Annotated in this window: 19 protein-coding genes; 8 read left to right on the forward strand and 11 right to left on the reverse strand. The window is 69.1% G+C overall.

Annotated elements, in window-relative coordinates; all coding sequences use genetic code 11:
• The first annotated feature begins 11 nt into the window (after nt 1-11).
• A complete protein-coding gene (locus ABZ454_RS32710) occupies nt 12-815 on the forward strand; it encodes an enoyl-CoA hydratase/isomerase family protein (RefSeq protein WP_359543208.1) in 804 nt (267 codons plus the stop codon).
• A 100-nt stretch (nt 816-915) separates the two neighbouring features.
• A complete protein-coding gene (locus tag ABZ454_RS32715) occupies nt 916-1,734 on the forward strand; it encodes an enoyl-CoA hydratase-related protein (RefSeq protein WP_359543210.1) in 819 nt (272 codons plus the stop codon).
• 84 nt (nt 1,735-1,818) lie between these two features.
• On the opposite strand, the gene ABZ454_RS32720 is transcribed toward ABZ454_RS32715, so the two are convergent.
• From ABZ454_RS32720 to ABZ454_RS32740, 5 genes are all read right to left on the reverse strand, one after another.
• Nucleotides 1,819-2,595: an SDR family oxidoreductase gene (locus ABZ454_RS32720; RefSeq protein WP_359543211.1), complete on the reverse strand. Its 777-nt coding sequence runs from the start codon at nt 2,593-2,595 to the stop codon at nt 1,819-1,821.
• The gene (locus ABZ454_RS32725) at nt 2,592-3,404 is read right to left on the reverse strand and encodes an enoyl-CoA hydratase/isomerase family protein (RefSeq protein ID WP_359543212.1); all 813 of its coding nucleotides are present in this window, start codon (nt 3,402-3,404) and stop codon (nt 2,592-2,594) included. Before ABZ454_RS32725 ends, ABZ454_RS32720 begins: the two co-directional genes overlap by 4 nt.
• A 72-nt stretch (nt 3,405-3,476) precedes the next feature.
• On the reverse strand, nt 3,477-4,028 hold the full coding sequence (locus tag ABZ454_RS32730) for a DoxX family protein (protein WP_359543213.1): 552 nt from the start codon (nt 4,026-4,028) through the stop codon (nt 3,477-3,479).
• Between the two features lie 32 nt (nt 4,029-4,060).
• Nucleotides 4,061-4,972, reverse strand: a complete 912-nt coding sequence (locus ABZ454_RS32735) for an SDR family NAD(P)-dependent oxidoreductase (protein WP_359543215.1) — start codon at nt 4,970-4,972, stop codon at nt 4,061-4,063.
• A 109-nt stretch (nt 4,973-5,081) separates the two neighbouring features.
• The gene (locus tag ABZ454_RS32740; RefSeq protein WP_359543216.1) at nt 5,082-5,909 is read right to left on the reverse strand and encodes a PaaI family thioesterase; all 828 of its coding nucleotides are present in this window, start codon (nt 5,907-5,909) and stop codon (nt 5,082-5,084) included.
• A 130-nt stretch (nt 5,910-6,039) separates the two neighbouring features.
• Between ABZ454_RS32740 and ABZ454_RS32745 the strand changes: the two genes are divergently transcribed.
• The 6 genes from ABZ454_RS32745 (at nt 6,040) to ABZ454_RS32770 (ending at nt 11,235) form a co-directional block, all read left to right on the forward strand.
• Complete coding sequence (locus tag ABZ454_RS32745) at nt 6,040-7,182, forward strand: acyl-CoA dehydrogenase family protein (RefSeq protein ID WP_359543218.1); 1,143 nt, start codon at nt 6,040-6,042, stop codon at nt 7,180-7,182.
• 11 nt (nt 7,183-7,193) lie between these two features.
• Nucleotides 7,194-8,219, forward strand: a complete 1,026-nt coding sequence (locus ABZ454_RS32750; protein ID WP_359543219.1) for a phosphotransferase family protein — start codon at nt 7,194-7,196, stop codon at nt 8,217-8,219.
• Nucleotides 8,216-8,974, forward strand: coding sequence for a glucose 1-dehydrogenase (locus ABZ454_RS32755; protein ID WP_359543221.1), 759 nt, complete (start codon nt 8,216-8,218; stop codon nt 8,972-8,974). Before ABZ454_RS32750 ends, ABZ454_RS32755 begins: the two co-directional genes overlap by 4 nt.
• 12 nt (nt 8,975-8,986) lie before the next feature.
• Complete coding sequence (locus ABZ454_RS32760) at nt 8,987-10,291, forward strand: acyl-CoA dehydrogenase family protein (protein WP_359543223.1); 1,305 nt, start codon at nt 8,987-8,989, stop codon at nt 10,289-10,291.
• A gap of 90 nt (nt 10,292-10,381) precedes the next feature.
• A complete protein-coding gene (locus ABZ454_RS32765) occupies nt 10,382-10,831 on the forward strand; it encodes a MaoC family dehydratase N-terminal domain-containing protein (RefSeq protein WP_359543225.1) in 450 nt (149 codons plus the stop codon).
• Nucleotides 10,828-11,235: a MaoC/PaaZ C-terminal domain-containing protein gene (locus ABZ454_RS32770; protein ID WP_359543227.1), complete on the forward strand. Its 408-nt coding sequence runs from the start codon at nt 10,828-10,830 to the stop codon at nt 11,233-11,235. Before ABZ454_RS32765 ends, ABZ454_RS32770 begins: the two co-directional genes overlap by 4 nt.
• A 4-nt stretch (nt 11,236-11,239) precedes the next feature.
• On the opposite strand, the gene ABZ454_RS32775 is transcribed toward ABZ454_RS32770, so the two are convergent.
• The 6 genes from ABZ454_RS32775 to ABZ454_RS32800 form a co-directional block, all read right to left on the reverse strand.
• A complete protein-coding gene (locus ABZ454_RS32775) occupies nt 11,240-11,830 on the reverse strand; it encodes a TetR family transcriptional regulator (RefSeq protein ID WP_359543229.1) in 591 nt (196 codons plus the stop codon).
• Between the two features lie 87 nt (nt 11,831-11,917).
• Nucleotides 11,918-13,447, reverse strand: coding sequence for an acyl-CoA synthetase (locus tag ABZ454_RS32780; protein ID WP_359543231.1), 1,530 nt, complete (start codon nt 13,445-13,447; stop codon nt 11,918-11,920).
• 60 nt (nt 13,448-13,507) lie between these two features.
• The gene (car, locus tag ABZ454_RS32785) at nt 13,508-16,960 is read right to left on the reverse strand and encodes a carboxylic acid reductase (protein ID WP_359543232.1); all 3,453 of its coding nucleotides are present in this window, start codon (nt 16,958-16,960) and stop codon (nt 13,508-13,510) included.
• A gap of 75 nt (nt 16,961-17,035) precedes the next feature.
• On the reverse strand, nt 17,036-18,004 hold the full coding sequence (locus ABZ454_RS32790) for an LLM class flavin-dependent oxidoreductase (protein ID WP_359543234.1): 969 nt from the start codon (nt 18,002-18,004) through the stop codon (nt 17,036-17,038).
• 27 nt (nt 18,005-18,031) lie between these two features.
• Nucleotides 18,032-18,592 carry a nuclear transport factor 2 family protein gene (locus ABZ454_RS32795; RefSeq protein WP_359543236.1) on the reverse strand — a complete coding sequence of 187 codons (561 nt, stop codon included), beginning with the start codon at nt 18,590-18,592 and terminating at the stop codon, nt 18,032-18,034.
• Nucleotides 18,593-18,679: 87 nt separating this feature from the next.
• Nucleotides 18,680-19,747, reverse strand: coding sequence for a hypothetical protein (locus tag ABZ454_RS32800; protein ID WP_359543237.1), 1,068 nt, complete (start codon nt 19,745-19,747; stop codon nt 18,680-18,682).
• Between the last annotated feature and the right edge of the window lie 206 nt (nt 19,748-19,953).

Genomic DNA, 19,953 nt, shown 5'->3' on the forward strand with positions numbered 1-19,953 from the left:
GGATGGGACAGATGACACAGACGACCGAGCCGCTGGTCCGCACCGAACTGCGCGGCCGCGTAGCGATATTGACGCTGGACAGGCCCAAGCAGCTCAATGCCCTCAGTACCGCGCTGGTGGACCGCCTCGACGAGGAACTGCGCGCGCTCCGGGCCGAGCGCGCGGTCCGCGCGGTGGTGCTCACGGGGGAGGGGCGGGGCTTCTCTGCCGGCGCGGACCTCGCGGAGATCGGCTCGTTCGCAGAAAGCCCGGCGCCCTCGGCCCGGTTCCGTGACTTCGTCGGACATCTGACAGAGGTCTTCCAGCGTCTCCAGGAGCACTCGCTGCCCTCGGTGGCGGCCTTGCACGGCTTCGCGTACGGGGGCGGCCTGGAGCTCTCGCTCGCCTGCGATCTGCGGGTCGCCGAGCGCGGGACCCTCCTGGGCGTCCCCGAGATGAAGCTCGGCGTGCTGCCGGGCGCGGGGGGTACGCAGCGGCTGCCGCGCTTGATCGCCCCGGCGGTGGCGCGCCAGATGATCCTCACCGGAAAGCCGATCGACGCCGAACGCGCTCACACGCTCGGGCTTGTGAACGAGTTGGCCGAGCCCGGTGGGGGCCTGGACGCCGCCTTCGAACTGGCCGAGGCCCTGGCGGCCGGCGCACCACTGGCGCTCGCGGCGGGCAAGCGCCTGGTGGACGCCGCCGTGGCGGCGGATCTGCGTCAGGGGATCGACTACGAGCGCGAGACCGTCTCCGTGCTGCACAGCACCCGCGACAGCGCCGAGGGACTGCAGGCCTTCCGGGAACGCCGGGAGCCGCGCTTCACCGGAGAGTGAGCCCGGCCGGATGTACGGCCCCGTCGGCAGAGCGCCACGCGTATCAGGCCAAGCCGAGGGACCGGTGACAGGACACCTGAGCGGCCGCGAAAGGACACCGATGACCAAGCAGGAGAACTCCGCCGAGGGGCGTCATGAGCCAGTGATCCTCAGCGAACTCAATGAACACGGCGTACTGCTGCTGACCCTCAACCGGCCGGAGCGGCACAACTCCTGGACCGTGGAGATGGAGGAGCTGTACAACGAGTCGTTCGACAAGGCGGCCGCGGACCCGCAGGTCCGAGCGGTCGTGCTGACCGGTGCCGGGCGCAGCTTCTGCCCGGGGATGGACATGTCGGTCCTGGACGGCGCCTCGTCGGGAGCGGCGCCGTGGCCGACCGACCGCTTCCCCCCGCGGACCCGGCCGATGAGTTTCCCCAAGCCGGTGATCGCCGCGGTCAACGGGGCCTGCGCGGGCATCGGATTCAACCAGGCGCTCATGTGCGACCTGCGTTTCGCGTCGGCCACGGCCAAGTTCTCGGCGGCCTTCAGCGCACGCGGACTGGTCGCCGAGGACGGCGTCTCCTGGCTGCTCCAGCGCATCGTGGGGCTGGGCAACGCGGCGGATCTGCTGCTCTCCTCGCGCCGTTTCACCGCGGTGGAGGCGAAGGACATGGGGCTGCTGAACCGGATACTCGAGCCCGAGGACCTGCTGCCGACCGCGATGGAGTACGCCAACCAACTGGCGGACACCTGTAGTCCGGCGGCGATGGCGGTCATCAAGCGGCAGCTGCTGGAGGACGGGGACCGTTCGTTCCACGCCGGCCGGGACGCCGCGATCATCGCCCTTCGAGCCGCCAGGAGCGCACCCGACTACCGGGAGGGCGTGGTCAGCTTCATGGAGCGTCGTCCCCCGCGCTTCGCCGGCCTCGATTCCTGACCGCCCGGGGGCGCGTCACCCGTGCCCGTGCCGAGGGGCCCCGCGAAACGGATCCGCGGGGCCCCTCCTCGTGTGCGGCGGCGATCAGTTGCGCATGTAGGAGCCGGCGGCGACGTTGAGGATCTCGCCGGTGACGAAACGGGCGCGTTCGGAGGCCAGATAGGCCACCGCCTCCGCGATGTCCCGGGCGTGCGGGAGGTCTCCGAGAACCCCCAGCACCCCTGGCTGCTCCCTCAGCTCGGGGTGGTCGTCCACGAACTTGGTGCCCTGCACCATGCCCATGGAGACACAGTTGACTCGGATGCCGTGCGGCCCGCCCTCGTGCGCGCAGCTGCGGGTGAGGACGTTGAGCGCGCCCTTGGTGGCGGCGTACGGTGCCTCGATCCCCTGGCCGCCCACGTCGGGCGCGTAGCTGCCGATGTTCACGACGTTCCCTCCGCCGTGGTCACGCATCAGCGGCATGATCCGACGGCAGAGGTACCAGGGGCCGGTCAGATTGACCTTGACCACCCAGTCCCAGGTGTCCGGGTCGTAGTCGAAGATCGGCGCGACCACGTTGACCGCGGCGTTGTTCACCAGGATGTCGATCGACCCGAAGCGCTCGACCGTGGTGTCCACGACCCGGTCGATGGCCGCGCGCTCCCCGACGTCCAGGGTCAGTCCGAGTACCCGCGCCTGGGGGTGGTCCTCGGCGATCGCGGCGGCGACGTCCTCGGTGCGCCCGGGGTGGCGGTCGGTGACCACGACCGTCGCGCCTCCGGCCGCGAGCCTGCGGCACACGGCCTGGCCGATGCCGCGTCCGGCGCCGGCGGTGACCAGGGCCACCCGGCCGGCGAATTCCTCCTTGTCGACCGCGCTCACTGCGCCTTCTCCTTACGTGTCCCGGCCTTCTTCTCATGGCGGGCGATGAGCTCCGCCACGAGGGCGATGTGCTCGGCGGAGGCCATGCTCTGGCGCTCCGCCATCAGCGAGGGCTCGAGGACGGCCGCCGCGGCCTGTTCCAGATGCAGGTTGACCAGCCGTTTCGTGTCCCGCACCGCCTGCACCGGCAGCCGGGCCAGTCGGTCGGCGAGTTCGCGGGCCTCGTCGAGCAGCTTGTCCGGTGCCACGACACGGTTCGCCAGGCCCAGCCGGACGGCGTCCTGCGGGTTCACCCGCGAACCGAAGAAGAGCAGCTCCTTGGCTCGCAGCGGTCCGACCAGCAGCGGCAGCGCGAGCGCGCCCCCGTCCCCGGGCACCAGACCCACGCCCAGGTGGGGATCGGCGAAGTAGGCCTTCTCCGAGATGAGCACGAGGTCACTCAGCAGTGCGAGGCTCGTCCCCAGTCCTACGGCCGGACCGTTCACCGCCGCGATGACCGGGACAGGGCAGCGCAGCATGCCGGTGACGATCCGGCGGGCCTCCACCACGTTCTGCTCGCGGAATCCGGCGTCCCGTTGGACGCGGGTCATGACCTCGAAGTTGCCTCCGGCGCTGAAGGCGCGCCCGCGTCCGGTGAGGATGACCGCCCGCGCCTCCTCGTCCGTGGCGATGCGGTCCCAGAGCGCGGCGAGCCCGCTGTGGAGCAGATCGCTCATCGAGTTGAGCTGCTCGGGCCGGTTGAGCTCGACCAACCGCAGCGGCCCCTCGGCCGTCACCAGTAGATCGGGAGCGAAGTCCTCGTACTGCATCAGCCTTCTCCGTTCGTCTGCTCGGCTGTGAGGGGAGTGACGTGCGCACAGGTTCACCGCTGTGGCGCATGCTCACGAGGCGGCCGGCGGACGGGAGAACGCGTCATCATCGGACTGCTTCGCGCCCTCGGGCTCCGCACTGGCGGGGCGGTAGCACGCGGCGAGCAGCGCGGCTGCGGCGGCGCAGCCCAGGCCGGCGGCCGTGACGGCGCCGCGGACTCCGCCGCGCGTCTGCCGACCGAGCAGGCGGTCGAGCGATACGCGGCCGTTGCCCAGCGCCGCCAGTGCGACGCTGGCGCCCGCCACGACACCGGTGTACTCCCATCCGCCCTTGAAGACGAAGAAGCCCTTGCCACGGTGGTCGGTCCGCGCGGCGACCGCCATCAGGCCGACCGCCGCCGCGGCCGGCAGCGGTCCCGCGACCCCGGCGGTGATGGCGGCGCCCGCACCCATCTCGGTGGCCGCGGCCATCACCGCATGGGCCCGCGCCGGGCGCAGACCCAGAGCCTCGAACCAACCGGTCGTGCCGTCCAGGCCCCCGGCCACCTTGTTGCGGCCGTGGGCGAACAGCATCGGGCCCAGGGAGCCACGCAGCAGCAGAGCTGCCACGTCCTTGCCGTCCATGTCACACCTCATCGTCGTCGTCCCGCGCTTCCTCAGACGTGCCGGGCGACAGGGCGCCCGGTCGGGGCCGCGCCGTACATCTGGGGAACGGCCGTCACCAGCTCGTCAGCGGTGAGGATGCAGCCGTCACTGCTGCGGTGCTGTGCGGCGATGGTCCAACTCCCCATGCGGTTCAGAGTGTTGCCGTCGACTCGCAGCACCTGTCCGGTGACCCATGCGGCAGCGTCGGAGGCGAGGTAGGTCACGACACCCGAGGCGTTCGCCGGATCGCGCGGGTCGAACCCGTCGGCTCCGGTCTGTGGTTCGCCCACCGGGAGACCCTCGGTCATCCGGGTGGTGGCGATGGGGGAGATGGCGTTGGCCGTCACTCCGTACCTGCGCATCTCCAGGGCGACGCACTGGGTGAGTCCGGCGATGGCGGCCTTGGCCGATCCGTAGTTCGTCTGGCCGACGGTGCCGAAGAGGCCGACCCCGGACGTCGTGCTGATGACGCGGCCGGCCACGTGCTCGCCCCGCTTGTGCGCGGCGCGCCAGTACGCGCAGGCATGCCGGGTGAGTGCGAAGGTGCCCTTGAGGTGGACGGCGAGCACCGCGTCGAAGTCCGCCTCCTCCATCGAGAAGATCATGCGGTCGCGGACGATCCCCGCGTTGTTGACCACGATGTCCAGTCGGCCGAACTCCGCGACAGTCTCGTCGACCAGGGAGCCCATGGCATCCCAGTCGCTCACCGAGGCGCCGTTGGCGGCGGCCCGGCCTCCGGCCTTGGTGATCTCCGCGACGACCTGGTCGGCAGGCGAGTCGTCGACCGCTTCGCCGTGCAGGCCGCCGCCGAGGTCGTTGACCACCACGGACGCACCGGCCTCCGCGAGGGCAAGGCAGTGCGCGCGCCCCAGCCCTCGGCCACCGCCGGTGACGATGGCCACCTTGCCGTCCAACATGCCCATGGAATCTCCTCAGTCGACGTAAAGAGAGTATTTATATAACTGATCGTAGCGCGGTGGGCCGGGTGGGGGAAAGGTGCGGGGGTGTCGATGGCGGTCCGATCGACGGTGGTCAGCGATCGTGGTCGACGGGCGGTGCGCTGGTGCCGTGTGCCACGGCGACGAGCTTGCCGTTGATGTCGAGCAGCTCGGTGCGGACGGCACACACCCGCCGACCGCGCCGCACGAACTCCGAACGCAGGATCAGGCGGCCCCCGGCCGAAGCGGGCCGGAGGTAGTTCATCGACAGTTGCAGCCGGTGTCCTCCTCGGTGCGATCCGAGGAACAGCTCCTGCGCCTCGCCGGCCAGGCCCATGAGTACGCCTCCGTGGACGGTTCCGCGTCGGTTCAGCATGCCGGGGGAGATGTTCGCGTACGCCGTCCCGTCGCCCTGTGGGGCCGGGGCGATCTTCGTCGGGTCGAACGGGGCCAGGGGGTCGGAGGTCGCGGCAGGATCGAGCCCCGTACCGGGCCTGTCCACGGCCAGCAGGCCGACTGCGTGGGCCACGAGGGTCCCGAGGTCGTCACGGATCTCTGCCCGGCCGGTGGCCGTCTCGCCCCCGAGACCGAGTACGCGTCCGGTGATCTCCAGTCGCCGCGCGGTGGGCGCCGGACCGCCGACGTGATCCAGCCTGAGCTCGACCGTCACCCCGCTCTGCGGCTCGGAGGCCGGTGCGAACGCCGGTATGCCGACGGTCGCGTCTGCCACGATTCCCGCCACCACGGGGGAGAGTCGGCCGTCCGCGGCCACATACCCGGGCCTGATCAAAACGTTCAAGTCGACCTGGCCGGGGCGTACATCCGCCACCTGGAGGCCCAGTCCGGCCTCGACCGACGCGCTCCTCAGGCGATCGGTCAGCGCGGGCGACGCGTCATCAGTGGTCAAGTTCGTCATCACCATGACAGAAGTATATAGATGATTAATCTGTATGAGGCTGAGTCGCTGCGAGCGGTCCGACCTCTTCCCATCACGCCGGTCAAGTGTAATAAGTTAAATGAAACAAGTGATGGCTGAGAGGGTGGCGACGTCGATGAAGCGATCGATCTTCGAGCCGGAGCACGAGCAGTTCCGGGAGACCGCACGTACCTTCTTCGAGAAGGAGTGTGTGCCCCACGTCGACGAGTGGGAGAAGAAGGGCGACACCGGCAAGGAGGTGTGGCGCAAGGCCGGCCGCCAGGGACTGCTGGGCTGGGAGGTGCCCGAGGAGTTCGGCGGGCAGGGGATCCGCGATTTCCGGTTCAATGCCATCCTGAGCGAGGAGTACTGGCTCAGCGGCTCGGTCGGCGTAGGTTTCGCCCTCCAGAACGACATCCTCGCGCCGTACCTCATCGAGCTCACCACCGACGAGCAGAAGCGGCGTTGGCTGCCGGGCTTCGTGTCGGGTGAGCTCATCACGGCGATCGCGATGTCCGAACCCGGAGCCGGCTCCGATGTCCGTAACCTCCGCACCACGGCCACGCGCGACGGTGACCACTACGTCATCAACGGCTCCAAGACCTTCATCTCCAACGGCCTGTTGTCCGACCTGGTCATGGTGGCGTGCAAGACCGATCCGTCGGCCGGCCACAGGGGCATCAGTCTGATCATTGTCGAGGCGGGCACTGAGGGGTTCACCAAGGGGCGCAAGCTGGACAAGATCGGGCAGTACTCGGCCGACACGTCGGAGCTGCACTTCGAGGATGTCCGGGTGCCGGTCGAGAACCTCGTGGGTGAGGAGAACAAGGGCTTCTACCACCTGATGCGCAACCTGCCCAAGGAGCGCCTCGGCATCGCCGTCCACGCGGTCGCCAGTTCGCGTCGTGCCTTCAGCCTGACGGTGGAATACGCCCGAGAGCGCGAGGCGTTCGGCCAGCCGATCGGAAACTTCCAGGTCAACCGGCACGCACTGGCAGAGATGCAGACCAAGATCGAGGTCATGCAGACGTATCTGGACCAGTGCATCGTGAAGGTCAACTCCGGTGAGCTGACACCGGCGGAGGCCGCCGGGGCGAAGTGGTGGACCACCGAGACGCAGTGGGAGATTCTCGACCGCTGCCTGCAGCTGTACGGCGGGTACGGCTACATGAACGAGTACGAGATCGCCCGCATGTGGCGGGACGCCCGGGTGCAGCGGGTGTACGGGGGAACCAACGAGATCATGAAGGATCTCATCGGCCGTTCCATGGGGTTCTAGGGGCGGGGGCGATGCATATGGAGATGGACCTGCAGTCGCTCTCGGACTGGCTCGGCGACCGATTGGGGCCGGACGACGGGGAGTTGAGCGCGCGTCGCATCGGCACGGACGTGGGAGTGGCCAACGCGTTGTTCGAGCTGCGCCGCGGCGAGCATGCGTGGGTGCTGCGGCGGCCGCCGGCGGAACTCAACGACAAGAGCGCGTCGAACATGGCGCGCGAGTACCGGATCCTGTGCGCACTCGAGGGCACCGATGTACCGCATCCGCACGTGCACCTCCTGTGCGAGGACACCACGGTACTCGGCAGCCCGTTCCTGATCATGGACAAGGTCGACGGGTTCACACCGGGTTTCGAGCTGCCGGAGCCGTTCGCGTCCGATCCGGCGCTGCGGCGCGGCCTCGCCGCTTCCTATGTGGACGGGCTCGTCAGCCTTGCAGCGGTCGACTGGCGGGCCGGCGGCCTGGAGGGACTGGGCAGGCCGGACGGCTTCCTGGAGCGGCAGGTGTCGCGCTGGCTCGCGCAGTTGGACCGCTACCGGGTGCGGGACCTGCCGGAGTTGGACTTCCTCGTCGACTGGCTGGAGAAGAACCGGCCGGAGACGAGCCCACCGGCGATCCTGCACGGTGACTACAGCCCGTTCAACGTGATGGTCGCGCCCGAGGCCCCCGCACGGCTGGCCGCCATCGTCGACTGGGACACCGGCACGATCGGCGATCCGCTCCTCGACATCGGTCATCTGCTCGCGCGGTGGACCGACCCGGGCGAGGAGCCCATCATCGGTTTGCAGGCGGGAGGGAGTGATCATTACCCGACGCGTGCCGAGCTGGCCGCCAGGTACGCCGAACGATCCGGGCGCGACCTGTCGGCGCTGCCGTACTACGAGACGTTGGCACTGTTCAAGCTGGCGGTGATCCTCGAAGGCCGGTACGCACGTGACCACAAGGCCGGCGTACCCGACGAAAAGAGCCAGATGTTCGCGCTGGTGCCGCGGTTGACCCGCGGTGCGGCTGCCTTCGCCCGGGGAGAGCGGGTGTGAGCGGCGAGCTGAGCGGCAAGGTCGCGGCCGTCACGGGAGGCAGCCGGGGCATCGGTCTGGCGATCGCGGAGGGCTGCGCCCGCGCGGGCGCCGACGTGGTCATCGCGAGCCGCAAGCTCGAAAACTGCGAGGCGGTGGCTCGGCGACTGACGAAGGAGTACGGCGTCCGCGCGTTGCCGGTCGCCTACCATGCGGCGCGCTGGGAGGACAGCGACCGGCTCGCGGACACCGTGCTGAGCGAGTTCGGCCGTTGCGACGTGCTGGTCAACAACGCGGGGGTGTCGCCCCGGCACGACGGCGTCGGCACCATCGACGAGGCGTACTTCGACAAGGTCTCCGGGGTGAACCTCAAGGGCCCGTTCAGACTCTCGATCCGGCTCGGGCAGCGCATGGTCGAGGCGGGCAGCGGATCGATCATCAACATCAGCACCATCGGCTCGCTGCGCCCTGGTGCCGACGAACTGGTCTATGCCTGCGCCAAGGCGGGTCTCAACGCGCTCACCGTCGGCCTGTCGGGGGAGTTCGCGCCGGCGGTGCGGGTCAACGCGCTGCTGCCGGGTGCGGTCGACACCGATATCGCGGCCGCGTGGCCACCGGATGTCCGTGAGTCAGCTCGCCGTGGGACCCCGCTGGCTCGGCTCGGCACGCCTGCGGATTTCGTCGGGCCCGCGCTGTGGCTCGCGACCGGGGCCTCGTCGTTCGTGACAGGAACCCTGATCCGCGTCGACGGCGGCGCGTACCGGCAGATGTCCTGAGGGAGAAGAGACATGTGGGACTTCAGCACTGAACCGGAGTTCGAGAAGGAACTCCAGTGGATGCGCGAGTTCGTCCTCGAGGAAGTGGGGCCGCTCGACCTGTTGTGGCCGCACTTCGACCACCGGGTTCCGCCGACGTGGCTGAAGAAGGTGATCGACCCACTGAAGCGGCAGGTCAAGAATCGTGGGTTGTGGGCCTGTCACCTCGGCCCGGAGCTCGGCGGGCGCGGTTTCGGCCAGGTGAAGCTGAGTTTGATGAACGAGATCATCTCACCGTTCCAGTGGGGGCCCACGATCTTCGGGGTACAGGGGCCCGACACGGGCAATGCCGAGATCATCGCGCACTACGGCACGCCCGAGCAGCGCGAGCGGTATCTGCAGCCCCTGCTGGACGGCGAGTTGTTCTCCGCGTTCTCGATGACCGAACCGCAGGGTGGCGCCGATCCGCTCGCCTTCCGGTGTGCCGCCGAGCGTGACGGCGACGGCTGGGTGATCAATGGCGAGAAGTTCTTCACCTCCAACTCCGAGCACGCGGCCTTCCTCATCGTGATGGCCGTGACCGATGCCGACGCCGATCCGCATCGCCGCATGTCGATGTTCCTCGTGCCGCGTGACACCCCGGGCATCGTCACGGCGCGTCGCACCAGGTACATGGGCGAGCCCGAGGACGCCATGGACCACGCGCTCGTCCGGTACGAGAACGTACGGGTCGCGGACGAGGGGCTGCTCGGCGAGCCGGGGCAGGGCTTCGAGATCGCGCAGACCCGGCTGTCGGGCGGGCGCATCCACCACGCGATGCGGGCGGTCGGACAGGCGAAGTACGCCTTCGACATGGCCTGTGAGCGCGTGCTCAGCCGATCCACGCGCGGCAGGCCGCTCGCGGACCAGCAGCTGGTCCAGCTGGCGATCGCCGACTCCTACGCGCAGATCGAACAGTTCCGCCTCTTCGTGCTGCGTACGGCCTGGCGCATCGACCAGGGCCGGGGCTACAGCAAGGACGTGCGGCGGGACATCGCGGTGGCGAAGGTGCTGTCCGCTCGTGTCGCCCACGATGTCACCGAGCGGGCGATGCACCTGCACGGCGCGCTGGGTCTTTCGAACGAGATGCCGTTCGGTGGGATGTGGCAGCTCGCACCCGGCTACGGGGTCTGGGACGGCCCGACCGAGTCCCACGTGACCTCCGCGGCACGTCTCATCCTCCGCGACCACAAGCCCGCGCCCGGGGACCTGCCGACCGAGTGGCTTCCGGCGCGGGTCGAGGCGGCGCGCGCCAAGCACGCGGACGCACTCGCCGAGCAGGCGAGGGCGGGGGACTGAGGGGGACGGGCGCGGGCGGGGCGCAGAGCGCTAAAATTATCTAGCTGATTTATCTATATAATGTGCGTGGGTAGGTAGGTGAGGAGAGACATGTCTGTGGAGCGTTTTCCGGTCGAGGCCGGACACATTCTGATGTTCCGTCGCGCGGTGGGCTACGCCGATGCCGAGGACGGGGCGGACACCGCGAACATCGAGTTCGCGCCGCCGACGTTCGTCCAGGCGTCCGCTCAGTTCGAGCCGGGCCACCGGCTTCGACCCGGCCGCGAGACCTGGTTCGGCTCGGCCGGCGGCCCCGGCGAGATGCCCGAAGGCGGCGGCAGACTGCACGCCGAGCAGAAGTACACGTATCACCGGCCGGTCCGGGTGGGCGACGTGCTGTCCGCAGTGGAGCGGGACGGTGAGACGTGGGAGAAGAAGGGCCGCTCGGGGACGCTGAAGTTCGCCGAGATGATCACCGAGTACCGCGACCGGTCGGGCGAGCTCGTCGTGACGGCGACGGCTGTCTCGGTCCTGCGCGTACCGAACGAGGAGAACGCATGACGCTCACCGACATCACGTTGAAGGCCGGCGAATCCCGCGAGACGGTGCTGGTGGAAGACCTGACCCGGACGCGGCTCGTGCAGTACGCCGGGGCGTCCGGGGACTACAACCCGCTGCACACCGACGAGCGGTTTGCCCGTGAAATAGCAGGCTATTCCGGTGTGTTCGCCCATGGAATGCTCACGATGGGGATGACCGGGAGGGCGCTCACCGAATGGGTCGGTGAGGAGCGTCTGCTCTCGTACGGTGTGCGCTTCACCGCGCAGGTGTGGCCCGGCGACACACTCACCGCTGAGATCACCGTGACCTCCGTCGAGGAGGGAGTGGCGCAGCTGTCGATCGTGACCAGGAACCAGGGCGGCGCCACCGTGGTGTCCGGCACCGCGACGGCGAAGGTGGACTGACCCCTCAGCTCTGCGGTGGCGCGGGGCGGTGCAGAAGGGGCTGTTCGAACGCGAGCGTCACCAGGTCCGTGAGTGTGGTCGACGGATCGTCTCTGTTCCAGTGACGCAGCGCCGCACTGAAACAGGAGATGGCGATGGAGGCGATCAGGGTGTGGGCCAAGGCAGGGCTTCCGACGCCCTCCTCCGACGCGAGCTGGCGGGCGATGTCGCGCTCCCAGCGCAAGCGCATGCGCAGGCTCCGGGCCTCCAGCGATCGGTTGGTCATGACCAGGCGCGTCAGCGCGTGGATCCGCTCGTCCTGGAGTTCGGCGGCGAACTTCCCGACCCCTTCGGCGAGCGCCGCGACGCCGATCGAACGATCCGTGCGGTTCGCGACGTGGTGCACCATCGCCGCGGCCGAGGAGTCCTCGTCGCCGAAGAGGATGTCCTCCTTGCTCGGGAAGTGCCGGAACACCGTCGCGCTGGACAGCCCCGCCGCGCGCGCGATCTGCTCGACCGTCGTGGCGTCGTAGCCCTGCTCGGCGAACAGCTTCAGCGCGGCGGTCGTGATGTCCTGTCGGGCGCGCAGACGGTTCCGCTCCCGGAGTGTGGTCATCGGCGTCCACCATTCTGATAGAGAGTCTCAAATTGAGAGCACTCTATCAAGAAGTGGCCTAGTCGTCCCGAGCGCGCTCGGGACGACTCACTCGTGCAACAGGCGGTCCCTCAGCTCGTGCTTGCGCATTTTCCCGGTCGGTGTGCGCGGCAGTTCCCCGCTGAAGCGAATGTCGCGAGGCACCTTGTATCCGCCCAGCTTCGTGCGGGCGAACTCGACGAGTTCCGCGGCCAGTTCCGGGCCTGCCGCGGCCGGGTCCTGAAGCTGCACGACCGCGACCACGCGTTCACCCATCTCCGGATCGGGCAGCCCGACCACGCCCAGGTCGGCGACGGCCGGATGCATGAGGAGCGCGTCCTCGATCTCCCGCGGGTAGATGTTCACCCCGCCGGAGATGATGAGATGGGCCCGGCGGTCGCTGAGGAACAGGTACCCGTCCTCGTCGAGGTGGCCGACATCGCCGACCGACGTCCTTCCCTGGGCGTCGTGAGCGGCGGCGGTCTTGTCCGGGTCGTCGTGGTAGGAGAACCCGGTCGTGCCCTCGAACCAGATCGTGCCGACCGTGCCCGTGGGGAGCTCGTTGCCTTCGTCGTCGACGATGTGCGGCCGGCCCATCAGCGCTCTGCCCACCGAACCCGGTTTGCGCAGCCATTCCTCCGATGTGATCGACGTGACCCCGGCCCCCTCCGTGCTCGAGTAGTACTCGAAGAGCACAGGACCCCACCACTCGATCATCGCGCGCTTCACCTCGGGCGGACACGGCGCCGCGGCGTGGACCGCGTGCCGCAGACTGGAGCGGTCGTACCTGGCCCTCACCGGTGCCGGCAGCTTGAGCAGGCGGGCGAACATCGTCGGCACCCACTGACTGTGCGTCACCCGGTGGCGCTCGATGACGGCGAGCGCGAGCTCGGCGTCGAAGCGCTCCAGGACCACCGCCGTGCCGCCGTTGCGGTGCGTGCTCATCGACCAGGCCAGGGGTGCGGCGTGGTAGAGCGGTGCGGGGGACAGGTACACATCGCCCGGTGCGAAGCCCATCAGCTCGCGCAGCCATTGCCCCGGCAGGTCGGGGGCGCTCCCGAGCGGCCCGCCCGGGAGCGGCCGCTCGATGCCCTTCGGCCTCCCGGTGGTGCCGGAGGAGTAGAGGAGGAAGTCTCCCTCGGACTGGTCGTCGACCGGGGTGCCGGGCAGCTGCGCGACCTCGGCCTCGTAGCTTTCCCAGCCTTCACGGGGGGTGCCGAGCATGAGCCGCCCTGCCGGCGCGAACCCGGGCTCCGCCAGGGTCTCGTCGGCCAGCTCGCCGAGGGTGTCCGAGGCGACAACCAGCCCGGCCCCGCTGTCGCGGACGATGTGGGCGGCCTCGGCGGGAGTGAGGTGGATGTTCAAGCCCACGTAGTAGAGTCCGGCCCGCTGCGCGGCCCAGGCCAGTTCCAGGTACTCCGCGCGATTTTCGGACAGGATCGCCACACAGGAGCCGCGCTCCAGGCCGCGGGCGCGGAACAGGTGCGCGGCCCGGTTCGACCGTGCCTCCAACTCCGCATAGGTGACCACCGTGCCGGAGGGCTCGACCACGATCGCGGCCCGGCTGAGATCCGTGGTGCCGAAGGGACTTTCAGACATCGTTGCTCCTCCTGGCGGTGGCTGTGAGTCGTCCGGGGGTCGCACCTGAAGACCAAAGGCTCAGGCCTGCATTCCCAGGACCTCGAGGTCGGCGAGGTACTTCTTGATGAGGTCCTGACCGATGTGCGGGATCTCCCCGCCCCACCCCAGGCCCGCGGCGCGCACCGCGGCGCGGAACCGTTCAGCAGGGACGACGGCGCCCCCGGTTGCCTCGGAAGGCCGGTCGAAGGCGTGCAGCAGCGGGAGGACCGAGTGCTGCCTGCGTTCCTCGGGGAGCGCCCGCAACGCTGTCCCGAAGCGCTCCAGCCAGTCGGCGTAGTCGTCGATCCGAGTGATCGGCCTGCCGTCCTCGGTGAGCCAGTCGACGAACGTGTCGAGCGATATCCCGTCGTCGTGCGGATTGACCACGTTGAACGTGCGGTGCCCGGACGTGACCCGCTCGCCGAGCTCCGTCACGGCGGTAGCGGTGAAATCGACCGGCAATCCGTCGTAGTGCGCCCGGCTCGCGTCGCCACGATAGAAGGACCGCGGGGCGACGCCGGTGGCGACGAGGCTGAACAGCAGGCGAGTGAAGAGGTCGGGGGCGTTGAGCTGCCCGCGGTAGTCACTGTGGGCCAGGATCATGTCCGACCGGAACACGGCCACGGGCAGACCGTGCTTGTCGTGCGCTTCGCGAAGCAGGATCTCGCCGGCCCATTTGCTGGTCCCGTAACCGTTCGCGTACCGGTCGTTCAGGTCGCGTACGGGGCTGGTCTCCCGGATGTCCGAGTCCTCGTCGGCGGTGCCGGCCTGGTCCGTGACGACGGCGACGGTCGAAAGGAAGACGAAGCGCTTCTTGCGGGTCGTCAGCGCGAGGCGGATCAGCTCGGCGGTGCCCACGACGTTGGGGCCGAACAACTGCTCGTAGGAGAGCAGATGGTTGACGAGCGCGCCCGGGTGCACGATGAGGTCCACGTCCGACGCGAGGCGCTGCCACGAAGCCTCGGTCAGGCCGAGTCCGGCCTCCCCGAGATCACCCGGGACCACCACGAGGTGCTGCGCCGCGAGGTCACGGAACCGCCGGGACAGGACGGGGTCCCCGCTGTCGAAGGCCGCGTCGAGGCGGGCGCGCGCGGCGTCCTCGTCCGTGCCTCGCACCAGGCACACCACTGTCCCGCCCCGTGCCGCCATCCGTTCCAGCCAGTCCAGGCACAGGAACCTGCCCAGGTAGCCGTTCGCGCCGGTGACCAGAACCGTGCGGACGTCCGTGCCCGGTCCCGGCAACTCGTGGGCCGCGGCGAGTACCTCGGGGGCAAGGAACGCGTCCAGGGTCAGCTCGGCTGCCCGCACCTGCCGGGCACCGGGGGAGTGGACGTCGGCGAACCCCGGTGTGGTCCGCTCGGTGCCCCGCGCACGCTCGATGGCGTCGGTCAGTTTTCCCAGGTCGTTGGCGGGACTGATGATCGTGCTCACCGGCACGTCGACCTGGAAGATCTCTTCGAGCAGGCGCGCGAAGGACAGCGCCGACAGGGAGTCGCCACCGAGGTCGATGAAACGCGCGTCGGAATCGACGGGGTCGGTCGAACCGAGCGTCGCGCGCGCCGCGCGGAGCACCAGGTCCAGTGCGGGCTCGTCCTGGCCCGCTCGACGCAGCGCGCGCAGCTCGTTCTTCTCCTGTTCGGCGAGCTCGGCATAGAGCTGTTCAAGGCGGTCGCGGTAGCCCTCGGTCACGCGGGGCCGCAACAGCTTGCGAATGTCGGACAGCAGGCCGTTCGCCGTGCTGAACGGCTCCGTCTCGACGAGGAAGTCGCGCGGGATCTCGTACGGCTGAAGCCGTGCCTCGCGTGCGACGGCGCGCAGCGACTCGTGCAGTGCCGTTCTGAGGCGCGCGGTGTCGCCGGCGGCCTTGTGCAGAGCGCTCTCGGTCGGGACGACGACCGCCAGGGGATAGGCGCGTTCACTGTTGCCGTAGATGAAGATCTGGCGGACCGAGGGACTCGTCGCGTAGGCGGACTCCAGCCGGGAGATGGTTACGAACTCGCCCTGGGACAGCTTGAGTACGTTGGACCGGCGGTCGATGTAGACCAACTCGTCGTGGCCGACCTGGGCCATGATGTCGCCGGTGCGGTAGAAGCCGTTCTCGTCGAACACCGATGCCGTCAGCTCGGGCCGCTTGTAGTACCCGGCGAAGATCGTCTGGGTCTTGAGCAGCAGTTCGCCCCGGGGGTGCGGGGTGTCTGTCGTGAGATAGCCGAGCTCCGGGACGTCCACGAGCCGGTAATCCTGTACCAGCGGGCGCAGCACGCGGTGGTTCGACAGGACGCCGCCGCCGGCCTCCGTCATCCCGTAGCCGTGGATCAACGGAACGTCGAGGCACGATTCGGTGAACTCGGCCATCTCCGGGGACACAGGGGCCGAACCGATGCCGGCCAGCCGCAGTCGGCCGCCGAGCACCTTCTCGCGCAGTTCGGTCTTGACCTCCTGCTCGACGCGGGCGCGGTCGCTCTCCGTGGCAGCGCGTCGGTCCACTTCGGCGCAGTAGCGCTGGAAGAGCATGTCCAGGACGCGCGGCACGAGAAACAGCCTGGTCGGCCGGACCTCCGCGAAGTCATCGAACAGCGTGGACAGGTCACTGCGGGAGGCGAAGCAACTCGTCCCGCCGGCGGCGAGCGTCGACATGAGGGACGTCCGCCCGGCGAGGTGGCTGAGGGGGAGGAAATTGACCCCCACCATGGGCCCGGCTTCGGGTTTCGGCACGGCCTTGCGCCACAGTGAGGCGACCAGAAAGTCGGTGTACATCGCGCCCTTGGGCGAGCCCGTGCTGCCGGAGGTGTAGACGAGCAGGCACAGGCGGTCGGGATCGTCGGAGAGCGCGGGTATCGGCGGCAGCCCGGCCCCGCGTTCGAGTACCGGCGCGAGCGGCTCCAGCTCGATCGTGCGGGCCGACGCGCGCAACCGGCTGGCGGCGGCCTCGAAGGCCTCGCGCTGGCCGGCGTCGGACGGGTCGTAGTCGAAGACGAGCAGTCTCGCGACCTCCGTGGTGTCCAGCGCGCATCGGACGGCGGTGCCCAGCTGTCCGAGGCTCGTCGCCAGGACGCGGGGCCCGGTCTCGGCGACGATGGGGGTCAGCTGCGAGACGTCGGCGCCGTTCTGCAGGGGCACGACGACCGCACCCAGCCTGGTGCACGCCAGGTCGACCGTGACGTATTCGGCACTGGTGAACCCGAGGGTGCACACCAGGTCCCCGGGCCGGACCGGGGACCTGGGATGGTGATACCAGTCCGCCGCGATCGCGCCGGCCCGCTCCCACAGTGTGCGGTAGCTGATGGTGTCGAACCGGGGCGCGGCCCCCGGCACGCGTACCGCGAGCGCCGGTCGGTCCGCATAGGAGGTCATGACGGTTTCGAGGACGGCGGACAGGGACTTCCCCGGCTGCCGCAGCGATGCGCTCACCGCCTCGATCGGTTCCAGGTCACCGAAGGGCGCACTCGCCGTGCAGCCGGTGTCCGAGCGGTATTCCTGACGGTTGTTCACGTCTGTCCTCCGGGAGAGTCGTGTTGCACCGACGCGACACACGCCGATGGCGAGTTCGCCGAACGAAACGCAGGCTCAGCCCCGCAACAGTGGAGCGAGGTCCTGAGCCACGGTCCGCACCTGACGCATGATCATTTCTTCCGGCATTCCGCCGAGAGAGGCCCAGAAGCACACGGTGGACACCGGGGCGTCCCCGACGAACTCCCGCACCTTGGCGGCAGCCTCTTCCGGCGTCGCCAGCAGCAGGCTGTGGAAACCGGTGGTGATGCCCCGTGCCCTGATCCTCTCGGGATCGACGGGTCGGGGGGCCGGCTGGTCCGTTCCCTCCACCATGTGCCTGCGGTACGAGTCGTTCTGGAACCGGACATGCTCGCGCACGGCGGGCCAGTCCCGTTCCGGATCGTCCGTGGGCCACACGGTGAGGGCGCCGGCCATCCGGGCGGAAGCCGGATCGTGGCCGCCCGCTGTCAGGCCTTCGCGGTACGGCCCCACCAGTTCGGGATTGGCCGAGAGCAGGCCTTCTCCCAGCAGGCCCGCCCGATGCGCGCCCTTCGGGCCCTGATAGCCCATCCATATGGGAAGCCGGTCCTGTGCGGGTGGAGGCAGCAGCTTGCCCGAGTCCCAGAACGCCCGAATCTCCCGGGCCCGCGCGTCCGTCGCACCGTAGCGACGGGCGATCGACGCCCCGTAGAGATCGAACTCCGGCGGACGGTAGCCGGTGCCGAGTCCGAGGTCCAACCGGCCCCCGCTGACCAGGTCGACGACCGCTGCCTCCTCGGCGATGTGCGCCGCCGGCCGCAGGGGAGCCACCAGCACGGCCGTACCGATACGGGCCCGGCGGGTCCGTGCCGCCACCGCCGATGCGAACGTCAGCGGCTGCGGCAGGTAGCCGTCGTCGAACAAGTGGTGCTCGGAGAACCAGAGCGAATCGATGCCCAGCCGGTCCGCTTCTTCGCAGGCCTCCAGCGTGAACGAGTACAGCCGCTTCCAATCCGTTCGCCGGCCCTGGGGGTTGCGCAGGTCGAAGTACAACCCGACGTCCATGTGTCTCCTTGTCGTCGTCCGGACTGCTCAGGACAGCGGACTGGCGGTGACGGCTCCCGCGTCGGCCTCGGCCCAGAACCGTTCCCAGGTTCCCTCGGGTGCGGGCAGGCTCGGCTGCTGGCCGTTCCCGTCCCAGCTGTCGAAGCGCACCGCCTGCGGTCGCTCCGTGACGTCGGCGGCGTACCAGTACCGCTCCTTGCGCGATTCAAGGAGCCATGCGCCGGCGACCTTGCGGTAGACGTCGTCGTAGCGGATCGCCATCACGATCCAGCGGTCGCCGACCTCGTGCTCGGCCCGGCAGTAGACCTTCCCGGTCGCCGTGGTCGGCCCGTCCGCCCCTTCGTCGGGGCCGAGGTCGATCTGGTGCCCGCAGATCAGGTGGACCGAGCGGTAGAACCAGGCGGCCATCGGGTCGATGTACGTGCGCAGGGCCTCACGGCCTCTGCCTCGCCGGCCGGCGGACACGTCCGGGACGAACAGATTCACCCACGACTCCATGTCGCGTGAGTCGACCGCGATCGCGTACCGGATCGGGATCTGACCGATCTCCTGCCGGGCTTCGATGCGGGCAAGCCGTGCGGCGTCCACGCTCAGCGACCTCCCGTCGGCGTCGGCGTCGGCGTCGGTTGACCGGACGCCCTCCGGGCGCCGGAGTGCCGTGCCGAACTCGTCACGTCAGAACTTTTCGGTTGGGTAACTGAGCCGCTTACCGGCACCGGCGAGGCGGTTGACCGGACGGTTGCCATGGCCTGGGGCGGCCTCGCCCCAGGCGAACCACACGTCGGGTTCGCGGGTGTCCCCGACGCGTCGCCAACGGCCTTCGACCTGCGGGTTGGGCAGCTTGCCGAGGCCCACCATGCGTCCGCGGGGCTCGGCCACGAACTCCCACTCCTCACCAAAGGCGGAGTACGAGATGTGCTCCTGCCAGTATCCGTCCTCCCCGAAGTCGACCTTGCCGGTGACGTCGTTGGTGAAGCGGACGTTGCCGTCCTTGTCGGCGAGGATGGCGAAGCCGAAGTGGTCGTTGCCGAGAAGGAAGTGGCCCGCGTCGATCGAGCCGTCCTTGTAGACGGTGGCCCAGGTGTACCAGACGAGTTCGAGTTCTTCCTGGACGAGCGCGTCCTTGGTCTTGTAGACCTCGCCGCCCTCGTACATGTAGATGGGGTCGAATCCGATCAGGCCGCGAACCTGCTTGCCGAGGATGGTGCCTTCCATGAGGAAGATGTTGGCGACGTAGTACATTCCGGCGTCGCGTCCGGGCAGGTACCAGTGCATGCCGGGCTCGATGAGCGTGCCGCGGACGTCCATGACGCCTTCCTCGACCCAACTGCACTCCTTCGGGCCCCAGGTGACGTGGAAGGCATTTCCCTTCGCGGCCGGGTCGCTGCGCCAGTGGACTCGATCGTTCTCGAGCGTTTTGGTGAAGCCGTCGTTGCGTGCCGACCCGCGCCCTGCCTCGTGCAGGTGCATGCCGTCATCGTGGCCTTCGGTGGTGAGAAGGAAGAGGCGGCGGCGCGTGTCCGGGCTGTCGGTGGGCAAACCGGCGGGGATGCGGCGCATGGGGGAGTAGATCTCCCCGGTCTCGTCACGGAAGCTGCCCCACAGGTACAGCGCCTCCGGTGGCATGCCGAAGTAGGAACGGTCGGACATCATGTCGTCGAGCGTCGGCTCGAAAGCGCTGGCCATCGCCTGCCAGCCGAAGTCTCCTCGTCGCGGGGTGTCGTTCTGCTGTTCCTGGTTCACGCGCGCTCCTTCGTTCGTTCAGTCGGCAGCGTCGCTTCCCGGTGCACTGCACCGTGCAGCCCTCTAAGGCATATCATTTAGCTGATTGAAGTGTCAGGGTCCGCGAGCGAATCAGTGGGGCGAGGGCTTCAGGTGTCCGCACGGGGGCTGTTGCCGTCGACCCGACGGTGTGGCACTCTGCAAGCATCCATCACAATGAGAGAGTC

Source organism: Streptomyces sp. NPDC005803 (assembly GCF_040630435.1).
Classification (GTDB): domain Bacteria; phylum Actinomycetota; class Actinomycetes; order Streptomycetales; family Streptomycetaceae; genus Streptomyces.

Bases quoted from the DNA above. Each gene is read 5' to 3' on its own strand.
- ABZ454_RS32710 (WP_359543208.1), top strand. From the start codon at position 12: ATGACACAGACGACCGAGCCGCTGGTCCGCACCGAACTGCGCGGCCGC.
- ABZ454_RS32715 (WP_359543210.1), top strand. From the start codon at position 916: ATGACCAAGCAGGAGAACTCCGCCGAGGGGCGTCATGAGCCAGTGATC.
- ABZ454_RS32725 (WP_359543212.1), bottom strand. From the start codon at position 3,404: ATGCAGTACGAGGACTTCGCTCCCGATCTACTGGTGACGGCCGAGGGG.
- ABZ454_RS32730 (WP_359543213.1), bottom strand. From the start codon at position 4,028: ATGGACGGCAAGGACGTGGCAGCTCTGCTGCTGCGTGGCTCCCTGGGC.
- ABZ454_RS32735 (WP_359543215.1), bottom strand. From the start codon at position 4,972: ATGGGCATGTTGGACGGCAAGGTGGCCATCGTCACCGGCGGTGGCCGA.
- ABZ454_RS32740 (WP_359543216.1), bottom strand. From the start codon at position 5,909: ATGGTGATGACGAACTTGACCACTGATGACGCGTCGCCCGCGCTGACC.
- ABZ454_RS32745 (WP_359543218.1), top strand. From the start codon at position 6,040: ATGAAGCGATCGATCTTCGAGCCGGAGCACGAGCAGTTCCGGGAGACC.
- ABZ454_RS32750 (WP_359543219.1), top strand. From the start codon at position 7,194: ATGCATATGGAGATGGACCTGCAGTCGCTCTCGGACTGGCTCGGCGAC.
- ABZ454_RS32760 (WP_359543223.1), top strand. From the start codon at position 8,987: ATGTGGGACTTCAGCACTGAACCGGAGTTCGAGAAGGAACTCCAGTGG.
- ABZ454_RS32765 (WP_359543225.1), top strand. From the start codon at position 10,382: ATGTCTGTGGAGCGTTTTCCGGTCGAGGCCGGACACATTCTGATGTTC.
- ABZ454_RS32770 (WP_359543227.1), top strand. From the start codon at position 10,828: ATGACGCTCACCGACATCACGTTGAAGGCCGGCGAATCCCGCGAGACG.
- ABZ454_RS32775 (WP_359543229.1), bottom strand. From the start codon at position 11,830: ATGACCACACTCCGGGAGCGGAACCGTCTGCGCGCCCGACAGGACATC.
- ABZ454_RS32780 (WP_359543231.1), bottom strand. From the start codon at position 13,447: ATGTCTGAAAGTCCCTTCGGCACCACGGATCTCAGCCGGGCCGCGATC.
- ABZ454_RS32790 (WP_359543234.1), bottom strand. From the start codon at position 18,004: ATGGACGTCGGGTTGTACTTCGACCTGCGCAACCCCCAGGGCCGGCGA.